At 41.6% G+C, this 22,127-nt stretch carries 20 protein-coding genes; 1 reads left to right on the top strand and 19 read right to left on the bottom strand.

All coding sequences use genetic code 11. From position 1 onward, the window contains the following. Window positions 1-44 precede the first annotated feature (44 nt). Together PR800_RS03730 and PR800_RS03725 are read right to left on the bottom strand one after the other, a co-directional pair. The gene (locus PR800_RS03730; protein ID WP_102139920.1) at window positions 45-365 is read right to left on the bottom strand and encodes a PTS sugar transporter subunit IIB; all 321 of its coding nucleotides are present in this window, start codon (window positions 363-365) and stop codon (window positions 45-47) included. A 406-nt stretch (window positions 366-771) separates the two neighbouring features. Continuing rightward, window positions 772-1,428, bottom strand: coding sequence for a copper resistance protein NlpE N-terminal domain-containing protein (locus tag PR800_RS03725; RefSeq protein ID WP_166264474.1), 657 nt, complete (start codon window positions 1,426-1,428; stop codon window positions 772-774). A gap of 271 nt (window positions 1,429-1,699) precedes the next feature. On the opposite strand from PR800_RS03725, the gene rof reads away from it, so the two are divergent. Beyond that, entirely contained in the window at window positions 1,700-1,963 is a 264-nt protein-coding gene (gene rof / locus PR800_RS03720) for a Rho-binding antiterminator (RefSeq protein WP_102139922.1), read from the top strand. Between the two features lie 63 nt (window positions 1,964-2,026). Here rof and tilS read toward each other — a convergent pair whose 3' ends face one another. The 17 genes from tilS to pyrH form a co-directional block, all read right to left on the bottom strand. Further along, on the bottom strand, window positions 2,027-3,379 hold the full coding sequence (gene tilS, locus PR800_RS03715) for a tRNA lysidine(34) synthetase TilS (protein ID WP_206275844.1): 1,353 nt from the start codon (window positions 3,377-3,379) through the stop codon (window positions 2,027-2,029). A 13-nt stretch (window positions 3,380-3,392) separates the two neighbouring features. Continuing rightward, entirely contained in the window at window positions 3,393-4,280 is an 888-nt protein-coding gene (locus tag PR800_RS03710) for a DMT family transporter (RefSeq protein ID WP_166264470.1), read from the bottom strand. 120 nt (window positions 4,281-4,400) lie between these two features. Next, a complete protein-coding gene (gene accA, locus PR800_RS03705) occupies window positions 4,401-5,360 on the bottom strand; it encodes an acetyl-CoA carboxylase carboxyl transferase subunit alpha (protein WP_166264467.1) in 960 nt (319 codons plus the stop codon). Window positions 5,361-5,372: 12 nt separating this feature from the next. Continuing rightward, the gene (gene dnaE / locus PR800_RS03700) at window positions 5,373-8,855 is read right to left on the bottom strand and encodes a DNA polymerase III subunit alpha (RefSeq protein ID WP_272530234.1); all 3,483 of its coding nucleotides are present in this window, start codon (window positions 8,853-8,855) and stop codon (window positions 5,373-5,375) included. 11 nt (window positions 8,856-8,866) lie between these two features. After that, a complete protein-coding gene (gene rnhB, locus PR800_RS03695; protein WP_102139927.1) occupies window positions 8,867-9,460 on the bottom strand; it encodes a ribonuclease HII in 594 nt (197 codons plus the stop codon). Continuing rightward, entirely contained in the window at window positions 9,460-10,611 is a 1,152-nt protein-coding gene (gene lpxB / locus PR800_RS03690) for a lipid-A-disaccharide synthase (RefSeq protein ID WP_210848162.1), read from the bottom strand. Before lpxB ends, rnhB begins: the two co-directional genes overlap by 1 nt. Window positions 10,612-10,655: 44 nt before the next feature. Then, entirely contained in the window at window positions 10,656-11,453 is a 798-nt protein-coding gene (lpxA, locus tag PR800_RS03685) for an acyl-ACP--UDP-N-acetylglucosamine O-acyltransferase (protein ID WP_102139929.1), read from the bottom strand. A gap of 1 nt (window position 11,454) precedes the next feature. Next, window positions 11,455-11,907: a 3-hydroxyacyl-ACP dehydratase FabZ gene (gene fabZ / locus PR800_RS03680; protein WP_004257450.1), complete on the bottom strand. Its 453-nt coding sequence runs from the start codon at window positions 11,905-11,907 to the stop codon at window positions 11,455-11,457. A 128-nt stretch (window positions 11,908-12,035) separates the two neighbouring features. Further along, complete coding sequence (gene lpxD / locus PR800_RS03675) at window positions 12,036-13,073, bottom strand: UDP-3-O-(3-hydroxymyristoyl)glucosamine N-acyltransferase (RefSeq protein WP_102139930.1); 1,038 nt, start codon at window positions 13,071-13,073, stop codon at window positions 12,036-12,038. Window positions 13,074-13,076: 3 nt separating this feature from the next. Beyond that, entirely contained in the window at window positions 13,077-13,571 is a 495-nt protein-coding gene (gene skp, locus PR800_RS03670) for a molecular chaperone Skp (protein ID WP_004908780.1), read from the bottom strand. A gap of 89 nt (window positions 13,572-13,660) precedes the next feature. Then, entirely contained in the window at window positions 13,661-16,075 is a 2,415-nt protein-coding gene (gene bamA / locus PR800_RS03665) for an outer membrane protein assembly factor BamA (RefSeq protein ID WP_102139931.1), read from the bottom strand. A gap of 42 nt (window positions 16,076-16,117) precedes the next feature. After that, a complete protein-coding gene (rseP, locus tag PR800_RS03660; protein ID WP_102139932.1) occupies window positions 16,118-17,470 on the bottom strand; it encodes a sigma E protease regulator RseP in 1,353 nt (450 codons plus the stop codon). A gap of 8 nt (window positions 17,471-17,478) precedes the next feature. Beyond that, window positions 17,479-18,339: a phosphatidate cytidylyltransferase gene (cdsA, locus tag PR800_RS03655; protein ID WP_272530231.1), complete on the bottom strand. Its 861-nt coding sequence runs from the start codon at window positions 18,337-18,339 to the stop codon at window positions 17,479-17,481. A gap of 9 nt (window positions 18,340-18,348) precedes the next feature. Further along, entirely contained in the window at window positions 18,349-19,104 is a 756-nt protein-coding gene (uppS, locus tag PR800_RS03650; protein WP_102139934.1) for a polyprenyl diphosphate synthase, read from the bottom strand. A gap of 186 nt (window positions 19,105-19,290) precedes the next feature. After that, window positions 19,291-20,484, bottom strand: coding sequence for a 1-deoxy-D-xylulose-5-phosphate reductoisomerase (gene ispC, locus PR800_RS03645; protein ID WP_102139935.1), 1,194 nt, complete (start codon window positions 20,482-20,484; stop codon window positions 19,291-19,293). Between the two features lie 149 nt (window positions 20,485-20,633). Then, entirely contained in the window at window positions 20,634-21,191 is a 558-nt protein-coding gene (frr, locus tag PR800_RS03640; RefSeq protein WP_102139936.1) for a ribosome recycling factor, read from the bottom strand. 110 nt (window positions 21,192-21,301) lie between these two features. Continuing rightward, entirely contained in the window at window positions 21,302-22,030 is a 729-nt protein-coding gene (gene pyrH / locus PR800_RS03635) for a UMP kinase (RefSeq protein ID WP_004257499.1), read from the bottom strand. Between the last annotated feature and the right edge of the window lie 97 nt (window positions 22,031-22,127).

The raw sequence follows: 22,127 nt of genomic DNA, 5'->3' as shown, positions 1-22,127 counted from the left end.
GATGGAGTTATTATGTTGTAGAGGTAGTAAATAGCTTGTGGGTATTAGCTTGCTGTCTGTTTTCTTATAATTGCAACAGCGGCTTTTAGTACACCAAGCCCATCCACTTTTCCGTATAAAAGTGAATCAATAACTTCAACTGGCTTATTAGGCAATAATTTCTGAATATCAGATAACATCCATGCAATTTGCGGGCCCAGCAATATGACATCCGCATCTACACCTTTTTCTGAAGCTAAGCTTTCAGGGAAGGCTTCTATATTGACAGGTACATCGTATTTTTCTGCTTGCTGTCTCATTTTGTTAACTAGCAGTGAGGTAGACATTCCTGCAGAACAAAATAGATAAATATTTTTCTTATTCATTCCTTATCCTTTGATTCGTTCTATTTTTCATTACCGCTGTGACTTATAAATTTTCTTATAGACTTATCATGTAATCAAACCTTGCACACTAAAGAAAATAATTATCTCTAGTTGAATGGAGTATACTGCCTTCCCTGCATTTCCGATAATTCAAACTAGCTAACAATTGTCTCCTATTGACCAATAGCCATGACGACCTTCACATTTATATAAATATTTTGCGTCAATAAAAAAGTTATACTGATATCAAATAATGATTAAAATGAATGAGAATTAGGTAATACGAGGTTTTAGTTGATAATTTAGGAAACCTGAAACAAAAAAGACCCACTTCAACAGAAGTGGGTCTCAGGCTGCGGCCAAACATATGATGTTTGGCCGCAAGTTTAATAGGTTTTGAAATAAATTAGTTACAAGAAGCCGTTTTGTCGAATTTAATTGCACCTGTTGGTACTAAAGCAGCATCAAACTGGCCATCTTCCATTGAAGGGCGGATTGTATAATAACCTTCAATTTCAGCGTAGACAGGTGTACCACCATCTACCCCCGTTTCACCATATGCTTTTTCTAATTCAACACCAGAAACAGCGTATTGGCGACCACTATCGCACTCTTTGAAAACAGCTGCATCTGCCATATAGCGGTACTGCCCCACTTTTTTACTTGGCTTAACTTGGTCTAGTGTATAATTCATCTGTGTTTCAATCGGATTACCTTCTAAATCCAGTAAGGTCACTGATTGGCCATCTGCCGATTGGGCAAAATAAGTACTTTCACCTTTAGGATTAGTTGCACGTAATTTGTTATTTTCTATATCCCATTTACCAGTATCATGGAAAGCGGTATCGCCATCTCGGGTTCCTAAATAAACGAGTTGCTCAACATAACTACCATCTTGGTTAACTAACAATGTTGCCTCAATACCAGAGCAATCAGCGCAAGGTAAAACCCCTGTATACACTTTATCGACTGGTGCTGTATCGGTATTTTTTGTCGCACTCTGGCAACCAGCTAACGTAATGCTTCCAGTCACCATTAAGACTAACATTAGTGATTTTTTCATTATAATTCCCTTAAAACCGTGGATTTTGACTTATTAACCAATGTAAACATCATAGCATTTCATCTAATAAAAATATGGCATACCTAAGAAAATTCGGACATTACTGATAAAATACGTCATGCATTGATTTGGTGAATAAGAATTGTCTTTTTCCCTTCGCTGTGATTATAGTTATTAAAGTTACTGTGCTATTATCGTATTAAGCACATTTCTGCTTGGTACAACATGTTCAAGGCGGCAATAACCGCCACTAACACAGTGGTGAGGGAATATGTCTACAGATACTGAATATCAACCTATCAATTGTGATGATTACGAATATCTAGAAATCGCATGCCAACGTCAGCTAAAGTTGCAAATAGCACTTAATGACGGCATGAATATTGAGGGGCAGGCCAGTGATTTACTCCTACGAAAAAAAGTTGAGTACCTGATTGTTGAAACACATGAAGGAACCAAGGAGTTAAGATTGGATTGCATAATTTCCTTCAGTCATCCAGAAATCGGCACGATTGTTGTCGACCACTCTCACTAATACTCACGATTTTGAGTCCTTCTATAGCCCCTTATGGTAATCACAGTCATAAGGGGCTTCTCATTAGTTCAACATCTTAAATTCACCCTCTTTTTGCCAATCGATGGCAATACCCAGAGACGCTTCATCAACTAGCCCTTCAGGGGTAATAAAGCACCCTACTGCGGTAATGAGCTGGTCGTTATAATAAATTAATGGCACTCTTTCTCTCATCCATGGAGCTACGCCTAATTCTTGCCAGATCTTCTTACTGCTTCTGGAACGATGACGCCCTACAATGTTTAGCGTGCCTTGCAGCCCAAAACGAATTGTCACAATTTCATCTGGTTTGGGCGGACGTATTTGCCCCTCACCTTCCATAATCTGTAAAATTCCTAAAGATCCAGGCAATTCAAAGACATCAGGGAAATTCCATTCAAACTGTTGATTTACTAAGCTATTAATACGCTTAACAACCCACAATGCGCCTTGATAACGACGAATTTCAAATTGCCCTAACTGGCAAATAGGGTCAGCGTCTTGCCGAGCTAACGCCACTTCTTGCCAAATTCGTTCCAATTGGTTAAATGGCGGCATTGGTAACTGGTGCAACCCAACCCAGCGACGGATGAGTGCATTACGCTTTGATGATGAGCAGGCTTTCAGGTCATCAATAAATAGCCCACCTCGATAGTCCATCATGTTTTCAAGGGTATCTTTTAATAATTCATCGAGTAAGCTTTCTTGCTCCGCACATAGCGCTGCACTACGGGCCACTGCACTGGAAAAGTGAGGCCAGCGCTCAACCAAAATGGGCATGATATTCAATCGCAAAAAATTTCTATCATAACGGTCATCTTGGTTACTATCGTCTTCAACCCACGATAATTTCTGCTCTTGCATATAAGCTTCTAGCGCTATGCGAGACGTTGTAAGTAATGGACGTAACAACCATGTTGAGCCACTACACGCTGTAAAAGCTAATAATTCAGGCATTGAAGATAACCCAGCAGGCCCACTGCCACGCTTTAACGCTAACATGAAAGTTTCTGCTTGGTCATCAAGGTGTTGAGCTGTGACTAACACCTCACCACCTTGTAATTCTTCTCGGTAAGCCTGATAACGAGCATCTCGTGCCGCAGCTTCAATTCCTTTTTGGCTCGAGTCAACCACTACATGTCTGCAAATGAAAGGAATGTCCCACTGTAAACATAATTGAGCACAGTGCTGCTCCCATTCATTTGCTTTACTATTCAACCCATGGTGAACATGAATAGCGCGAATTTCTAGTGAAGGGAGTTGCTGTTGCCGAATAAGATAAAGCGCATGTAATAAAACAGTTGAATCAATACCGCCACTAAATCCCACTAGAATTTTTTGAATACCATTTATTTTATTGAGAACCCGTTCAACAATGACTTGCGAATGCTGTATCATTTATTCGCCCTTCTCATAATTTTTGACCATGTTTTTTTGTACCAACACACAAAACACCAGAAATAATTACTAGTAATACCCCTGCAACATAAGCGGCTTCAAAAGCATCATTTAATATTAAGACCAACCAAAACACTGATAATACGGGAGATAAAAACACCACTGATGCAATTTTAGCCGAATGCCCTGTATTCATCGCCTTGAACCACAAAATATAAGACACCCCATTGATTAAAATGCCATTAACCAATGTTGGCCAAAAAGTCGTTTTTGATGGTAATCGCATCTCACTAAATAATATCAGTAAAACAAAAGAAACCAGCGTTGAAAAAATAAATAACCACACAGTACTAATATAGGGGTCTATCGAATATTGGCGAGAAAAAACTGACATTAGTGCAAAGCAAAATGCACCACTAAAAACCAGTAATAATGCTGTTGGATTTTCAACATGAAGTTGTGTAATTTGCCCTTTGGTAAAAGTAATAATTACTGCAATAAAACCAATGATGATACCAACTACTTGTCTTCCCGCTAATTTGTCTTTTAGCAATACCACTGATAACAAGATAATAACTAATGGCCAGCTATATTGAATGACCAATACGGCGATACCATTTTCAATGGAATAGCCGTAGTACAGTAACAAATAGAATAAACAATCAAGAAAACCAAGAACAAAGACTTTAACTAGTACATCTCTTGGTAAGATAAACAATTTTGCCAGTCTATACCCTGAAGCAAGTGCAACAATAATCACAGATATCGCTGAAATTAAGTTCGACCAGAAAAGGAATTGGAAGCTATCCATGCCTTCTTGCCCAAAACGAGAGACAATAGGAATAAAGCTCCATATCAATACGCAAGTAAAAGCATATAGCAAATAATTATATTGTCGCACCCTAGCCCCTATCTATTGTTATTTTCAGCAGATGGATAATTAAAATAAATAGCTTGAATAAAAAACGGGAGCTAGCAAAAAGCAAACTCCCGTTTTTTATTAACGATTAGCGGTTAATGATCAACAATAACCATAGTCCATCAGGCGCTGATAGCGACGGTTTTTCAACGCTTCGGCATCTAATACTTCTAATTCATCTAAATCTTCAGTCAGGCGTGCTTTTAGCTGTTCTGCGATTTCATCATAATTACGATGTGCACCGCCTAATGGCTCAGGAATAACATTATCAATTAATTTCAGTTCTTTAAGACGTGGAGCAGTAATCCCCATCGCCTCTGCTGCTAATGGTGCTTTATCTGCACTTTTCCATAAAATAGAAGCACAGCCTTCTGGTGAAATAACAGAATAAGTACTGTATTGCAGCATATTGACTTTATCACCCACACCGATGGCAAGTGCACCACCAGAGCCACCTTCACCAATAACGGTACAGATGACAGGGACTGATAAACGTGACATTTCACGTAAATTACGTGCGATAGCTTCTGACTGGCCGCGCTCTTCAGCACCAACGCCCGGATAAGCACCTGGAGTGTCAATAAAGGTAATAATAGGCAAGTTAAAACGCTCAGCCAGTTCCATCAGACGCAATGCCTTACGGTAACCTTCTGGGGCTGGCATACCAAAATTACGACGGATTTTTTCTTTTGTCTCACGCCCTTTCTGATGCCCAATAATCATGACTGGGCGACCATCTAAACGCGCCATTCCACCGACAATGGCTTTATCATCTGCATAAGCACGATCACCCGCTAATTCTTGGAAATCAGTAAATATGCGAGAAATATAATCCAACGTATATGGACGACGTGGGTGACGAGCGAGTTTAGCGATTTGCCAAGCTCCTAGATCAGAGAAAATTTTACGTGTCAGTTCAACACTTTTTTCACGTAAACGAGCAACCTCTTCATCTAGGTTGACTTCTAAGTTGTTATCTTGACGGCTAACCGCTGTTAGAGAATCAATTTTCGCCTCTAATTCTGCGATTGGCTGTTCAAAATCAAGAAAATCCAGACTCATAATATTCCTATTTTAGTCAAATTCTAATTCTACCTGCTCACTACCCAGCAGAGTTCGAAGATCGTTCAGAAGGGGATCCACTGGCGTCACACGCCAAACAACACCAAATTTAAGCTTGGCTCTGGCATCATCCTTCTGGTAATACAGATGAACCGGGATCGTTCCTGAACGATGAGGTTCAAGAGTGCTACGAAGCCGGTTCAGCAATTGATCGTTAATTTGTTTATCTGACAGTGAAATTGCAAGTCCTCGAGCATATTTTTCCCTTGCTTCACTAATATCCATTAACTCACGCACTGTCATTTTATTACCACCATTGAAATCATCAAAGCTGACCTGACCGGTGGCTATCAGGATATTGTCTTTTTCCAACATATGTTGGTATTTATCGAGCGCATCTGAAAATAACATAATATCCAGACGACCGGAACGATCATCAAGCGTACAAATACCAATTCTATTTCCACGCTTGGTTGTAATCACTTTAGCTGAAAGTACTAAACCTACCACAGTTGTCACTTGACCACGAGGGGTGGGGTTCACATCTTTTAATCTAAGCCCGTTAGTATAACGCTCTATTTCGCTCAAGTATCGCGTTATTGGATGCCCTGTTAAATATAAACCAAGCGTCTCGCGTTCACCATCCAATACCACCTGCTCTGGCCATTTAGGTACGCTTGCATATGAACTTTCAACTTGTTCGGGTGCTTCAGCTAAGACACCAAACATATCTGCTTGGCCTATTGCCTCTGCTTTAGCGTGTTGATCAGCCGCTTTTAACGCATCTTCAAGGGAAGACATCAATGCTGCACGGTGAGGGCCTAATCGGTCAAATGCCCCTGCCATGATAAGCTTTTCCATCACACGACGGTTAATTTTTTTAATATCAACTCGTGCACAGAGGTCAAAAATCTCTTTAAATATGCCGCCTTGTTGACGCGCTTCAACAATCGCTTCAATCGGACCTTCACCGACCCCTTTGATTGCACCGATACCGTAAACTATCTCACCTTCATCATTCACATGGAAGTGATAAAGCCCACTATTGATATCTGGCGGCAATACTTTTAAGCCCATTCGCCAACATTCATCAACTAAACCGACCACTTTTTCGGTGTTATCCATATCTGCGGTCATGACTGCAGCCATAAATTCAGCGGGATAGTGGGCTTTGAGCCACAGTGTTTGGTATGAAACTAATGCATATGCTGCTGAGTGAGATTTGTTAAACCCATAACCGGCAAATTTCTCTACCAAGTCAAAGATTTTCATCGATAGCTCGCCATCAACCCCGTTTTTGATTGATCCCTCTTCAAAAACAGACCGTTGTTTGGCCATCTCTTCAGGTTTCTTTTTCCCCATCGCACGACGCAGCATATCTGCACCGCCAAGCGTGTATCCGGCTAAAACCTGAGCAATCTGCATAACCTGTTCTTGGTATAAAATAATGCCATATGTGGGCTCTAGAACAGGTTTTAATGATTCATGTTGCCATTGTACATCTGGGTACGATATTTCTTCACGACCATGCTTACGGTCAATAAAGTTATCTACCATGCCTGACTGCAGTGGCCCTGGACGGAACAATGCTACCAGTGCGATCATATCCTCGAAGCAGTCAGGACGTAATCGCTTAATTAAGTCCTTCATTCCTCGTGATTCTAACTGGAATACTGCTGTGGTTTCTGAGCGCTGCAGCATATCAAAACTTTTTTGATCGTGTAGCGGAATAGCAGCAATATCAATCGGCTCTAAGTTTTTCTTAGCGCGACGCGCGTTGATCATTTCCAACGCCCAGTTAATAATCGTCAACGTCCGTAAGCCGAGGAAGTCAAACTTAACTAACCCTGCATACTCAACATCGTTTTTATCGAATTGTGTGACGGGGTTATTGCCTTCCGCATCGCAATACAGTGGGGCAAAGTCCGTAATTTTAGTTGGCGCGATAACCACACCACCCGCATGTTTACCGGCATTTCGTGTGACACCTTCGAGTTTACGCGCCATATCGATAAGCGCTTTAACCTCTTCATCAGCCTCATAAATTTCAGGGAGCTGAGGTTCTGCTTCGAACGCTTTTTCCAGTGTCATACCGGGATCTGGCGGCACTAATTTCGAAATTCTATCCACAAAACCATATGGGTGCCCGAGTACACGACCAACATCTCGGATCACCGCTTTTGCCGCCATCGTACCAAAGGTAATGATTTGAGAAACTGCCTCACGGCCATACATTTGAGCCACGTGATCAATCACTTGGTCTCGTTTTTCCATGCAGAAATCGACGTCAAAGTCAGGCATGGAAACACGCTCAGGGTTCAAGAAACGCTCAAATAGTAAATCAAATTCCAGCGGGTCAAGGTCGGTAATTTTTAATGCATAAGCAACAAGGGAACCCGCCCCGGAGCCTCGTCCTGGCCCAACGGGTACGCCATTATCCTTCGACCATTGGATAAACTCCATAACGATCAAGAAGTAGCCGGGGAAACCCATTTGGTTGATTACGTTGAGTTCGATTTCTAAACGTTCATCGTACTCAGGACGTTTTTCTGCCCTGACTTTTTCATCAGGAAACAGAAATTCTAAACGCTCTTCGAGCCCTTCTTTAGAGCGCATAACTAAAAAGTCTTCTGTTTTCATATCCCCTGTCGGGAATTGAGGTAAGAAGTATTCACCTAAACGGATCGTCACATTACAACGCTTAGCAATTTCTACACTGTTTTCTAGCGCTTCAGGGATGTCAGCAAACAGCTCACACATCTCTTCTTCGGAACGTAAATATTGCTGAGGGCTATAATTTTTAGGCCTTTTGGGATCGGCTAATGTAAAACCATCATGAATAGCAACACGTATTTCATGAGCGTCAAAATCACTACTTTCAATGAAACAAACATCATTCGTTGCAACGACAGGTAGGCCTTTTTTAGTCGCTAACTCGACAGCCGCATGTAGATAACTTTCTTCATCAGGCCGCCCTGTTCTAACCAATTCTAAATAGTAGCTATCTGGAAAATGGGTTTCATAGAATTCAAGGCACTCATCCACTAAGGCTTGATTTCCCCTTAATAGAAATTGCCCGACATCCCCTTTACGGCCACCGGACAGTAAAATCAAGCCGTCTTTATGCTTGGCTAACCATTCACGCTTTATGGTTGGCCCAACTGCACCATAACCTTTTTGATATGCTTCAGAAATCAGTAGGGTAAGGTTTTGATAACCTTCATTATTACGTGCCAAAACAGTTAAGTGAGATATTTCATCACCTAATAATTCACTTTCCACATAAAAATCAGCACCAATAATTGGCTTGATCCCCGCCCCATGCGCTGCACCATAAAACCGGACTAACCCACAAAGGTTAGTAAAATCGGTGATCGCAAATGCAGGCATGCCCATCGAAGCCACTTTTTTAACCAGTGGCCCCGTTTTGGCTAGCCCATCAATCATGGAATAGTCACTGTGGACGCGTAAATGAATAAAACGAGGTGATGCCATCGACCTAATACCTACTTATTGCTGTCTAAAGCTTTTCTCACAGGAGCAAAGCTTTTACGATGGAATTCAGTTGCGCCATGCTGCGCCAATTTTTCTAAATGATAAGCCGTTGGGTAGCCTTTATGCTTCGCAAAGCCATACTCAGGGAAAGCTTTGTCTAACTCGACCATTTCCCTATCTCTAATCACTTTAGCTAAAATGGATGCTGCGCTAATTTCTTGTACTAGACTGTCGCCTTTAATTACTGCCTGTGAAGGCATTGGTAACTCAGGGCAACGGTTGCCATCAATGAGAACATACTCAGGAACAATGGATAAACCCGCAACAGCGCGCTGCATCGCTAACATGGTTGCGTGTAATATATTTATATTATCAATTTCTTCTGGCTCTGCGCGGCCAATGCACCAACACAGCGCTTTTTCCTGAATTTCATCAAATAATTTCTCACGTTTTTTTTCGGTGAGTTTTTTTGAGTCTGCCAGCCCTATAATTGGCTTATTGGGATCAAGGATCACAGCTGCCGTTACTACAGCTCCAACTAAGGGGCCTCGACCCACTTCATCAACACCAGCAATTAAATTTGCTTTTGGATAAATAAATTCCATTAATTTTTGACCATCTCTAATACTGCTTCAGCCGCTTGTTTATCTGCATCACAACAAATAAGCTGATGTAATTGTAAAAAAGTTTCTTTCAGGTTTTCAACCCGCTCGCCACCCTCTAGGAGTGGAAGCAACTGCTGTGCGAGTTTATCAGGCTGGCATTCCTCTTGTAGTAACTCTTTGACAATCTCTTTTCCTGCTAACAAATTAGGCAAAGAAACATATGGCGTTTTCACTAACCGTTTTGCTAACCAGAAGGTGAAAGGTTTCATACGATACCCCACTACCATTGGGCACTTTGTTAGCATACATTCAAGTGCTGCCGTTCCTGACGCTAATAAAGTCGCATCAGCTGCAATCATTGCATCACGAGCTTGTCCATCTAAAATATGAATTTGCAGTTCAGGCGTAGTATTTTGTTTTATCTCATCAAACTGCTGGCGGCGTTTTTCATTCACCAGCGGCACCACAATATGTAAATCTGGGATATTACGCTGTAATATTTTCGCTGTATTGAGAAAATCTGCGCTTAGCATTTCGACTTCTGAATGACGACTTCCCGGCAGTAAAGCTAAACATTTGACATGCTCAGGAATATTCAGCCGATGTCGAGCGGCTTGTTTATCAGGGTGTAATGGAATGGCATCGGCCATTGTGTGCCCGATAAAACGGCAAGGAACATTAAAACGATCGTAAAATGCTTTTTCAAAAGGTAAGAAAGCTAATACTAAATTCGTTGAACGACCAATTTTAAATACCCGCTTTTGGCGCCACGCCCAAACTGATGGGCTAACGTAATGAATAGTTTTGATACCTTTCGATTTTAAACGACCTTCTAAGGTAATATTAAAATCAGGGGCATCAATTCCAACAAAAACATCGGGTTGCAGTTCGGTAAAACGCTGGGTTAAATCCTTACGGATGGATAATAACCTAGGCAGGCGGCCAAGGACTTCAACAATGCCCATGACAGCAAGCTCTTCCATTTCATACCAAGCTTCGCAACCCTCGGCTTGCATTAAAGGGCCAGCGACACCAACAAAGCGAGCATCCGGTATTTGTTCTTTAAGTGCACGGATAAGCCCTGCACCGAGAATATCGCCAGATGTTTCTCCGGCAACAAGGCCAATAGTAAGTGGGCGGCTATTATTCACCGAAATTCGCTCCTTATTAAAGGCCTCGATTCATTAATGCTAGATTAACGAATAATACCACGTTTAGACTGCGCTGAATCCTCTAAGAAATCACTAAACACTTTAACGTGTTCATTGGCTTTTGCCATTTCTGCGATCTCTTCACGGGCTTCTTCTAACGATTTGCCTGAACGATACAACACCTTGTATGCATTACGGATAGCATGTAGTGATTCTTTTTCAAAACCACGGCGTTTTAAACCTTCAAGATTTAAACCAAATGGTGTCGCGTGGTTACCTTGTGCAATGACATAAGGCGGCACGTCTTGTGCAACACCAGAACAACCACCAACCATGACATGAGCACCAATTTTACAAAATTGGTGAACTGCGGTCATACCACCAATAATGGCATAATCACCCAATGTTACATGACCACCTAGCGTACCGTTATTTGCAATAATACAACGGTTTCCAATGATACAATCATGGGCAATGTGCACATTCACCATCAGTAAATTGTCGTTGCCCACTTTTGTCAGGCCAACATCTTGAACGGTACCACGGTGAATAGTGACGCTTTCGCGAATACGGTTTCTATCCCCGATTTCAACTCGCGTTGGTTCACCTTGGTATTTAAGATCTTGGTTAATTTCACCGATGGAAGCGAACTGGAAAATCACATTGTCACGGCCTATTTTTGTATGACCATTAACGACAACATGAGATTTCAACTCAGTACCTTCGCCAATTTCGACATTCGCGCCAATATAGCAAAAAGGGCCAATTTGAACATTGGCACCGATGATAGCTCCATCTTCTACGATAGAAGATGGATGAATATAGGCTGTATTATCAATCATATCAGACCTCACGGCGACGGGCGCACATCATTTCTGCTTCGCAGGCCACTTCTCCATCAACTTTAGCAACACCTTTAAAACGTGCAACTCCGCGACGTTCTTTGATAAATTCAACTTCTAAGACCATTTGGTCCCCAGGCAGAACTGGACGTTTAAAACGCGCATTGTCTATCGCTGCAAAATAGTACAACTCACCAGGCTCTAATTTCCCAACGCTTTTAAACGCAAGGATCCCAGTTGCTTGTGCCATGGCTTCTAAAATTAATACGCCAGGAAAAATGGGTTTGCTTGGGAAGTGCCCTTGGAAAAATGGCTCGTTAAATGACACATTTTTCACTGCACGCAATGATTTGCCTTTTTCAAAATCTAATACACGGTCAACCAAAAGGAATGGGTAACGGTGTGGAAGCAGTTCTAAGATTTCTTCTATATTCAGAGTATGATTATCACTCATCGAAATACTCTTCCTGTCTATTAATACGGTTTAATTAATGAATCGGCCTGCTTTAACCTTAGATTAGGTTAACTGGCAGGCCGGAAAACGTAACTCAGATAACTATTTTAGCCTGAATTACAAAATGATTACTGATTTTTTTGATTTTGGCTATCTAATTCACGCTCGACATGTTTCAGGCGCTTATTCATCTCATTGATATTTAAGACTAAAGCAGCTGTTTTACGCCAAGATTTATTAGGCTGTAAAGGGATCCCCGAAGAATACACTCCCGGTTCAGTGATAGGTCTCATGACCATCCCCATTCCTGTTACTGTGACCTTATCGCAAATTTCCATATGGCCGTTGATGACACTAGCACCACCAATCATACAGTAGCGGCCGATTTTTAAACTACCCGCCATGATAACACCACCAGCAACCGCGGTATTATCACCAATTATGACATTATGTGCAATTTGGCACTGGTTATCGATAATAACCCCATTACCAATCACTGTGTTATCTAAAGCACCGCGGTCAATGGTCGTGCTCGCACCGATCTCAACACGATCGCCGATGATCACCGTGCCTAATTGAGGAATTTTGATCCAATTACCACGATCATTCGCATAGCCGAAACCATCAGAGCCAATTACTGTGCCAGATTGAACCAAACAGTGTTCGCCAATCTCAACATTGTGGTATACGCTGACATTCGCCCACAAACGGGTTCCTGTACCAATACGCGTATTTTTGCCCACAAAACAACCTGCGCCAATCACCACATTATCGCCAAGCTCAACACCACTTTCGATAACCGCATTTGCGCCAATTGCGACATTCTTACCAAGTTTTGCATCATCAGCAATGACCGCTGATGCATGGATATCTTCAGCCGGACTTGGCGTTGTATCCATAATTTGAGCCATTTTCGCATAAGCCAGATACGGGTTATCAACAACCAGTGCTGCGACTTTGCAGGCTTCGAGATCTTTTGCTGTGAGAACCACCGCTGCAGCTTGGCAATCAGCCAATTTATCGCTATAACGGCTATCAGATAGAAAAGTAATCTGTTGATTATTCGCTGAATGCATTGGAGCAATACCGGTGATGGTAATATCACCATCACCGTGTAATTGCGCATTCAACTGCTGAGCAAGGTCAGCCAATCGAATTGAAGACATCTATTATTTAACCTGTTTTTGAACCTGACTTGTAATGTCAACGCTATCTTTTGCATAAGCAACTGCATTTGCATCGATAACGACATCATAGCCTTCTTTAGCTGCAACAGACTTAATAGAGTTCTGAATACGAGTTAAAATTTTAGTACGCTCTTCACCTTGACGACGACGGTTGTCTTCTTCAAATTTTTGAGCTTTTTCAGCAAATTGATCACGTTTAGTCATGAGTTCAGATTCAAGCTTTTCGCGCTCACTTTGTTTCATTGTTGCACCATCACGGCGCAATTTTTCAACACGAGTTTGCAAATCTTTTTCTAGATTTTGTAACTCAGTAGCACGACTTTTGAATTCACTTTCAAGCTGTTTAGCAACGGCTTCACGCGCAGGCATATTTTGGAAAATTTCACCAACATTGACGATAGCGATTTTCTCAGCATAAGCACCCGCAGACATTGCTAAAGCAATACTCACACCCGCTGCACACAACAATTTTTTCACACTAAACTCCTTAACCCATACGTATGGCTGGAAATTTTGGTTGCTCCCATGAAATCATGGGAGCCATCATAAGTAGAAACTGTAGTAGATTACCACGTTCTACCAATATTAAATTGGAACTGTTCTGATTTATCCCCTTCGTAGTCTTTAATTGGCTGCGCATAGGAGAAGACCAGTGGTCCAAGTGGGGACATCCATTGTAAAGCCACACCCGCAGAAGCTCGAATGTTAGATGCCTTACCATAGTCAGGCATACCTGCACGCCAAGCTGCTGGAATACTATTCCAATTAGTGTCCCATACCGTACCCGCATCAACGAACAAAGATGTACGAACTGAGTTCGAATATTTTTCATCAATAAATGGAGTCGGAGTGATTAATTCAAATGATGCTGCGTACATCGCATTACCACCGACCGCATCACTTGATGGGCTTCCAGGCTCTGGACCATCTTTTCCATTAACTTTCTTCAGGTAAACCGCTTTTGGACCGATATTATTCGAACGGAAACCACGAATGGTGCTTGAACCACCCGCATAGAAGTTTTCATAGAATGGCATTTGCTTGCTACCAATACCGTCGCCATAACCTGCTTGTGCACGCCCCAGAACGACCCAACTTTCGTCTTCATCCAGTGGGTAATACTGTGCTGTATCAAAGCGCAGTTTATAGTATTCGTTATCAGAGCCAGGTATTGTCACTTTAGCCGATACGTTTGTTTTATTACCCGATGTCGGGAAGAAACCACGATTTAACGAGTTATAAGTCCAACCTAAGTTGAGCGTAAAGTCATCCGCATCAAAGCTTTCTTTATTGCGTCCATTTTCTGTAACTGGTGGATTTTTACCCATAGAATCAAGGTAATCCCACATAGCAGCTTGAGCACGCATATCTGAAAGTCGGTTATGAACATAACCCGCACCGACACGGAAAGAGTTATTTTCATTGAATGGGAAGCTTAAGAAACTGTCTAGGCCATACGTTTTGTTGTTATAGCCTGACAAGTCAGCATCTTTCGCACTAAAGTCGTTATAGAAAATACGACCGCCTAAGCTCACACCATTAACCGTGAAATACGGGTCAGTAAATGAGAATTCAACGTTAGTTGAGTAGTCATTTTTACTTGCGTTAATACCAACCGCATTACCAGTGCCCAGCCAGTTATCTTGTGTAACCCCAACTTGGAAACTTACACCACTTTCAGTACCAAAACCGATACCGAAGTTCATTGAACCTGTATTACGCTCTTTAACCTTGTAGATAACATCAACTTGGTCAGGGCTACCAGGAACACGTTGAGTTTCAACATCAACCGTTTCAAAGTAACCAGTACGATTCAAACGTTCTTTACCTAGCTCAACAAGGTCATTTCCGAGCCATGCACCTTCCATTTGACGCATTTCACGGCGTAAAACGGTATCTTTACTGGTGTCATTACCTTGGAAACGAATTTCACGTACATAGAAACGGTTACCTGCATCAATATTTAAATGCAATTTAACTGTTTTATCTGCATCGTTGATTTCAGGCTGTGTCATGACTCGAGGATACGCATAACCATAACGGCCAAACATATCTTTGATTTTGTTTTCCATGCTCGTCACTTGAGCACCGTTATATAACTCTCCCGGTGTGATAGTGATAAGCTCTTGGATCTCGGCTAAGTGTTCCGCAGTATTACCATTAACCTCGACGCCAGATATTTTATACTGGTCGCCTTCTGTGATGTTAATCGTAATATAAATGCCTTTTTTATCTGGGGTCAGACTGACTTGCGTGGAGTCAATATTAAAACGTGCATATCCACGATCAAGATAAAAACTGCGCAGCGTTTCTAAATCACCCGCCAGTTTTTGCTTCTGATATTTTTGGTCTGCAGCAAGGTTCCACCAAGGTACATCATCACGCAATTGCAGCTTATTAACTAATTCTGCTGTAGTGTAATTTTTATTACCCACAATATTAATTTGCTGAATTTGAGCTGAAACACCTTCAGAGAAAACAAATTTTAAATCCACACGGTTACGCGGCAAAGGTGTTACAACAGCTTTTACTGTTGCATTATATTTACCAACGCTATAGTAAAAGTCTTCTAAACCTTTTTCGATATTCGCAATTGTCGTGCGGTCAAGTGCCTCACCAACGCGGATATTCGAAGCTTCCAAGTTCTGCTTGAGCATATCATCTTTAACAGACTTATTACCTGTAAAGGTGATACTTGCAATCGTTGGCCGCTCTTTAACTTGAACGATCAGCGTGTTTCCATCACGCAGGACCCTAACATCTTCGAAGTTACCGGTTGAAAATAGGGAACGGATCGAACGGCTGATATCATCGTTATCAACTGAATCGCCAACCCTAACTGGCATGTTCAATAATGCTGCACCAACGGCGACGCGTTGTAGACCTTCGAAACGAATGTCTTTAACTACGAATCCGTCTGAACCGTATGCAGTGGCGCTGCCGAAAAGCAGCGACGCTATGAGCAACTTTTTCATCGCCATCGTTGTTATGCGTATTCCTTACTGGTCCCCAGCTTACAAAAATTAGAAGCGAGAGAAATCATTAAAAAGTGCAAGTCCCATTAACAGAATCAATGCCATTGCACCTATCCGAAAACTAAAGTCTTGTACTCGCTCAGACACCGGACTTCCTTTAATTTTTTCAATTAATAAGAAGAGCAAGTGCCCCCCATCTAAAACAGGCAATGGAAACAGATTGATGATACCTAAATTGACGCTAATAAGCGCAATAAACATCAAATAATATACCAAGCCTGATTCGGCGGATACCCCCGCGCCTTTAGCGATAGATATCGGACCGCTCAAGTTATTGAGTTTGACATCCCCAACAACCAGTTTACCCATCATATTGACCGTCAACTTCATTAACTGCCACGTCTTATCACTGGCTTGGTAAAACGCAGAAAATGGCCCATATTGTTGCACCATTTTATATTCATCTGCTAACGGTAACACTGAAAGTTCTACACCTGCAAACCCAATTTTCTCTCCACGCTGCCCATTTTGGCTATCAGGGGTCAGCGTGAGTGAAATCAATTGTTGCGACCGTTGTACTTCAAGTTTTAACGGAACGCCTGGGTTATTACGAATAATGCGCGTTACAGGGTTCCAAAGGCCTAATACTTCCCCGTTAACACTGACTATTCTGTCGCCTTTCTGTAAGCCTGCTCGTTCACCAGCTAACCCTTGCGTCACTTTTTGGATAACAGGGTCAATTCTTGCAGAAACGGGCATTATACCTACCGACAAAATTGGATCTTGTTTCTCAGGATCAAGCTGCCAAGTCGTTAAATCAACTGTTTTTGTAATCGGTTCATTATAACCATTTGGTAGTACTTGAGCTGTCAGCTCGCGGTCGCCTATTTTGCCGACCAATGCTAAGCGAACTGAATTCCAGTCAGGAGTTTCGATACCATCAATGGATTTTAGTTCCATTTTTGGTTCAAAATTTGCAGTTGCCGCAATAGAACCTGGTTTTACGTCTTCAATGATAGGTTTCACAGAAGGAATACCAATCATAAAGACTATCCAATAGACAACAATTGCTAATAAAAAGTTCGCAATTGGCCCCGCACTAATAATGGCCGCTCGTTGACCTACTGTTTTATTATTAAACGCTTGATGACGACGCTCAGGAGAAACGCTCCCCACTCGCTCGTCAAGCATTTTGACATAACCCCCTAGCGGGATCATCGCTAAAACAAATTCAGTGCCATGTTTATCGACTTTGCGCCATAACGTTTTGCCAAACCCAATAGAGAAGCGTTCAACATAGACACCACAGCGACGAGCAACCCAGTAGTGGCCGAACTCATGTACTGTAATTAACACGCCTATCGCGATAATAAATGCAACTAAACTCCAAATAAATCCCATGTATCTTCCTAAAGACCAAAACCGTTAAAAATTAACAAATTTAGCCCAGCAAAAACAGGAATCGCGGCTGTCAGGCTATCAATACGATCCAAAATACCGCCATGCCCTGGAATTAAGTGGCTACTATCTTTAATACCTGATTGGCGCTTAAACATACTTTCGGTTAAATCACCAAACACAGATACTACAACAACAATAATTGAAGTCACTAGCAAATAATCAGGCATCACTGGAATTGGCGCAAAGGCACTAAATAACCATGAAATAACCCCAGCAGTTATAAGGCCTCCAACTAAACCTTCCCATGTTTTACCGGGTGATACCTTAGGTGCCATTTTGTTGCGCCCAATAGTACGACCAAATGCATAAGCACCTGAATCCGCGCCCCAGACCAGCAACATGACATACAATAACCACCACGCACCGAAGAATGTATCACTTTGATAACCAACGGTTCTTAAAACCATCATTCCACAATAAAACGGGATAATCGTTAATACGCCAAATAACAATCGAATAATGACGGAGTTACCCCAAGCAGCAGATGCGGGATAGGTAACCACTAAAATAATGGCAATTCCCCACCAAATAAGGCCTGCCCATAGGCCATATAGGATCATCGGTTCAGTGGAAAACTGATTTATGTCGGAAATAGAAAATTGCATTGCAAGTAATATAGCTGCAAATACAACCGCTAAGCCTATACGCTTAGCTTGTGAGTGCCAGCCGACAAATTGCGCCCATTCCCAAGCGCCTAAAGCACAAACCGCAATCACGACAACCCCAAAATTCGCTGGAGAAAGTAAAAACAGCGCTGCAATAACAATCGGTATTAAGACTATCGCAGTAAGCAAACGATATTTCAGCACATCTTTCCCCTATTCTTTGCCCAGTTCATCATCTGATTCAGCTCCACCATAACGGCGCTCACGCTGACTAAAAGCATCAACTGCACTTTGAAACACCATTTCATCAAAATCTGGCCACAAAACGTTGGTGAAATAAAATTCCGCATAGGCGACTTGCCATAATAGGAAGTTGCTAATACGGTGCTCCCCCCCCGTTCTTATGACTAAATCAACATTCTCTTGGTCATGCATACAAATATGGTTGTCGATACTTTCTTCATTGATGTCATCAATAGAAAGCTCACCACTTTGAACCTTTGCAAATACTTGTTTTACACTGTTACTAATATCCCAGCGGCCACCATAGTTCGCTGCAATATTCAGTTTTAATCCAGTATTGTTTTGCGTTAATGCTTCCGCCTTATCAATTCTTTTTCTGAGACGTTCACTAAAACGACTAACATCACCAATAATTTTCAGTTTCACATTGTTTTTATGTAAGTTTTTAACTTCATTATCAAGAGCAAAAACAAAGAGTTCCATTAGAGAACTGACTTCTTTCTCTGGCCTTCTCCAGTTTTCACTACTAAATGCATACAATGTCAGAGAACTAATTTTATTTTTTACCGCAAAGCGCACAGAATTACGGACAGATTCAACGCCTGCCTTATGACCTGTAATTCTGAGCTTCCCTCTTTGTTTAGCCCATCGGCCATTACCATCCATAATGATAGCAACATGCTTAGGTATCATTGAATCAGAGAGATTTTCACCACTAGAGTTCATTAAATATTAATCCTTGTGAGTACCACTTTGAGTAAACAGACCAATAATAACTACTATTATTGAGTTTGCTGATAAGACACATCCTTAAATCTCTAAGAGGTACTATGTTATTTTTCTTTTTTTTAACACGTCACATATTAAAGAGTTATTATGGCTGACAGCAACTAAATAAAACACATACCAGCTTTAAATTGTCTGAGCGATTATTTTTTCTGCATTTTTGCGCGCCCATCCGTCGATTTCTAAGACCTCTTCAATCGAAACTGGTTCAGAAAAAACTTGGTTTTCTAATACATTGTGGTTAATTTTTGCTATATCCGTAAAGCGTATTTTACCTTCAAGAAAAGCAGCAACGGTCATTTCATTCGCACCATTAAGTGCAGTTGTAGCGGCTTGCCCTTGATGACAGGCATCGATTGCGAGCTTCAAGCAAGGATAACGTTGATAGTCAGGCTGAACAAACGTTAATGATGAAAGAGTTGCAAAATCAAGCGGTTTCGCACCAGACATGATACGCTGGGGATAAGCCATACTGTATGAAATTGGTGTACGCATATCTGGCGTGCCCAACTGTGCTATCACGCTACCATCTTTATACCGAACCATGGAATGAATAACAGATTGAGGATGGATAATCACTTCCATTTGCTCAGCACTCGCATTAAAAAAGTAGCAAGCCTCAATATATTCTAGACCTTTGTTCATCATTGTCGCAGAATCTACTGATATTTTTCGTCCCATCGACCAATTTGGGTGGTTACACGCTTCATCAGGGGTCACATTATCAAAATGCGATAACGGTGTATCTCTAAATGGGCCACCTGAACCTGTTAATACGATGCTCGAAATACCCGAGGCAGACAAATCAGAGAAACCTAAATTTAATTGAATAATTTCAGGTAAACTTTGGAAGATAGCATTATGCTCACTATCAATAGGAAACACAGTTGCATTGTGCTTGCGAATCTCATTAAAGAATAAACGGCCACTGGTAATTAAAGACTCTTTATTCGCTAATAATATTCTTTTACCTTTGCGTATTGCCGCTAGAGTAGGAAGTAAACCGGCAACCCCGGTAATTGCTGACATCACTTGGTCTGCATCATCAAGACCAGCAAGGTCAATCGCAGCTTGTTTTCCTGACAAAACCTCAGTTTTGCAATTGTTCTCGGTCAAAATAGCTTTTAACGCTTTTGCTGATGATTCATCCGCCATTGAGACATATTTCGGATTAAACTCAAGGCACTGTTTCGCCATTTCAGTGACATTCTTTCCTGCCACTAAAGCGGTAATTTGAAATTTTTCGGGATTTTGGCGAACAACAGAAAGTGTATTGGTACCAATTGAACCTGTAGAACCCAGGATTGTCAGACGTTTCATAGTGATTGGTTGCTCTGTATTAATTCAATACTGAGATTATATCAGCTTAATGATTGGAAAGGATTTATTAATAGATATGAAAATAATAAAGCCACGCTAGCGCACACTTTTACAGTTGTTTGCTTTGGTGGCTTTATTATCATGATGGATTAAAACTCCATCAGCTCCGCTTCTTTTTGCGCTAATGACTCATCAACTTTTTTGATGAAGTTATCAGTCAGCTTTTGGATATCATCCTGTGAACGGCGCTCATCATCTTCACTGATTTCTTTATCTTTCAGTAAAGCTTTTACTTTGTCGTTAGCATCACGGCGAACGTTACGAACAGCAATACGGCCTTGTTCTGCTTCACCACGAACCACTTTAATTAAGTCTTTACGACGCTCTTCCGTTAATGGAGGAAGTGGAACACGGATCACGGTACCCGCAGATGATGGGTTCAGACCTAAGTCAGACGCCATAATCGCTTTTTCAATCGCAGGTGACATACTGCGGTCAAATACAGAAATCGCTAATGTGCGTGAATCTTCAACAGTGACGTTTGCTAATTGGCGCAGAGGTGTTGCTGAACCGTAATATTCAACAGTAATACCATCTAACAGGCTTGGCGATGCACGGCCTGTACGAACTTTACTAATTTGGTTTTTGAATGCTTCAAGGCTCTTTTCCATACGGTCTTGAGCATCTTTTTGGATTTCATTAATCACGTTTTCAACCCTTAAGAACTGGTTATTAAAGGCCGCGATGCGACCTCGCTTAAATAGTCTGAATTTATATGCTAGATAATACATTTAAACTCAGGTCATGTCTCTGAGTATTAATTGTGAGAAATCAGAGTTCCTTCATTTTCACCCATAACCACGCGTCGTAAAGCGCCCGGTTTATTCATATTGAATACGCGGATCGGTAAGTTATGGTCACGTGCTAATGTGAACGCAGCTAAGTCCATCACTTTGAGTTCACGTTCTAAAACTTCTTGGTAACTCAGATTTTCATAAAGGACTGCATCAGGGTCTTTAGCCGGGTCTGCTGAATACACACCATCAACTTTTGTCGCCTTCAACACAACATCCGCTTCAATTTCAATGCCACGTAAGCATGCAGCGGAGTCTGTTGTAAAGAATGGATTGCCTGTTCCTGCAGAAAAAATAACAACACGGCCGTGACGTAACAAGCTAATGGCCTCTGCCCAGCTATAGTTATCACAGACACCGTTAAGTGGAATTGCAGACATCAGTCTTGCATTCACATAGGCGCGATGTAATGCATCACGCATCGCGAGTCCGTTCATCACAGTTGCTAGCATCCCCATGTGGTCTCCGACAACACGGTTCATTCCAGCTTGTGCCAAACCAGCACCACGAAACAGGTTACCACCGCCAATAACCACACCGACCTGTATACCCAGTTCTATGAGTTCTTTGATTTCCTGAGCCATACGATCTAAAACGCTAGCATCGATACCAAAACCTTCTGCGCCTTGTAAGGCTTCGCCACTTAATTTAAGCAGAATACGCTGATAAACGGGTTTTGCATTGGTTGCCATGGTGTTCTGTCCTAACAGATATTTATTGGGGTAACATACGTAGAATCACAGTTTTCTACATACCTAAATTTTTAAATAGACGTATATAAAACAGAGC

It is taken from the genome of Providencia sp. PROV205 (assembly GCF_028479505.1).
Lineage (GTDB): Bacteria > Pseudomonadota > Gammaproteobacteria > Enterobacterales > Enterobacteriaceae > Providencia > Providencia huaxiensis.
Note: the sequence above shows the minus strand (reverse complement) of the source record. Positions and strands in the feature narration are given on the sequence as shown.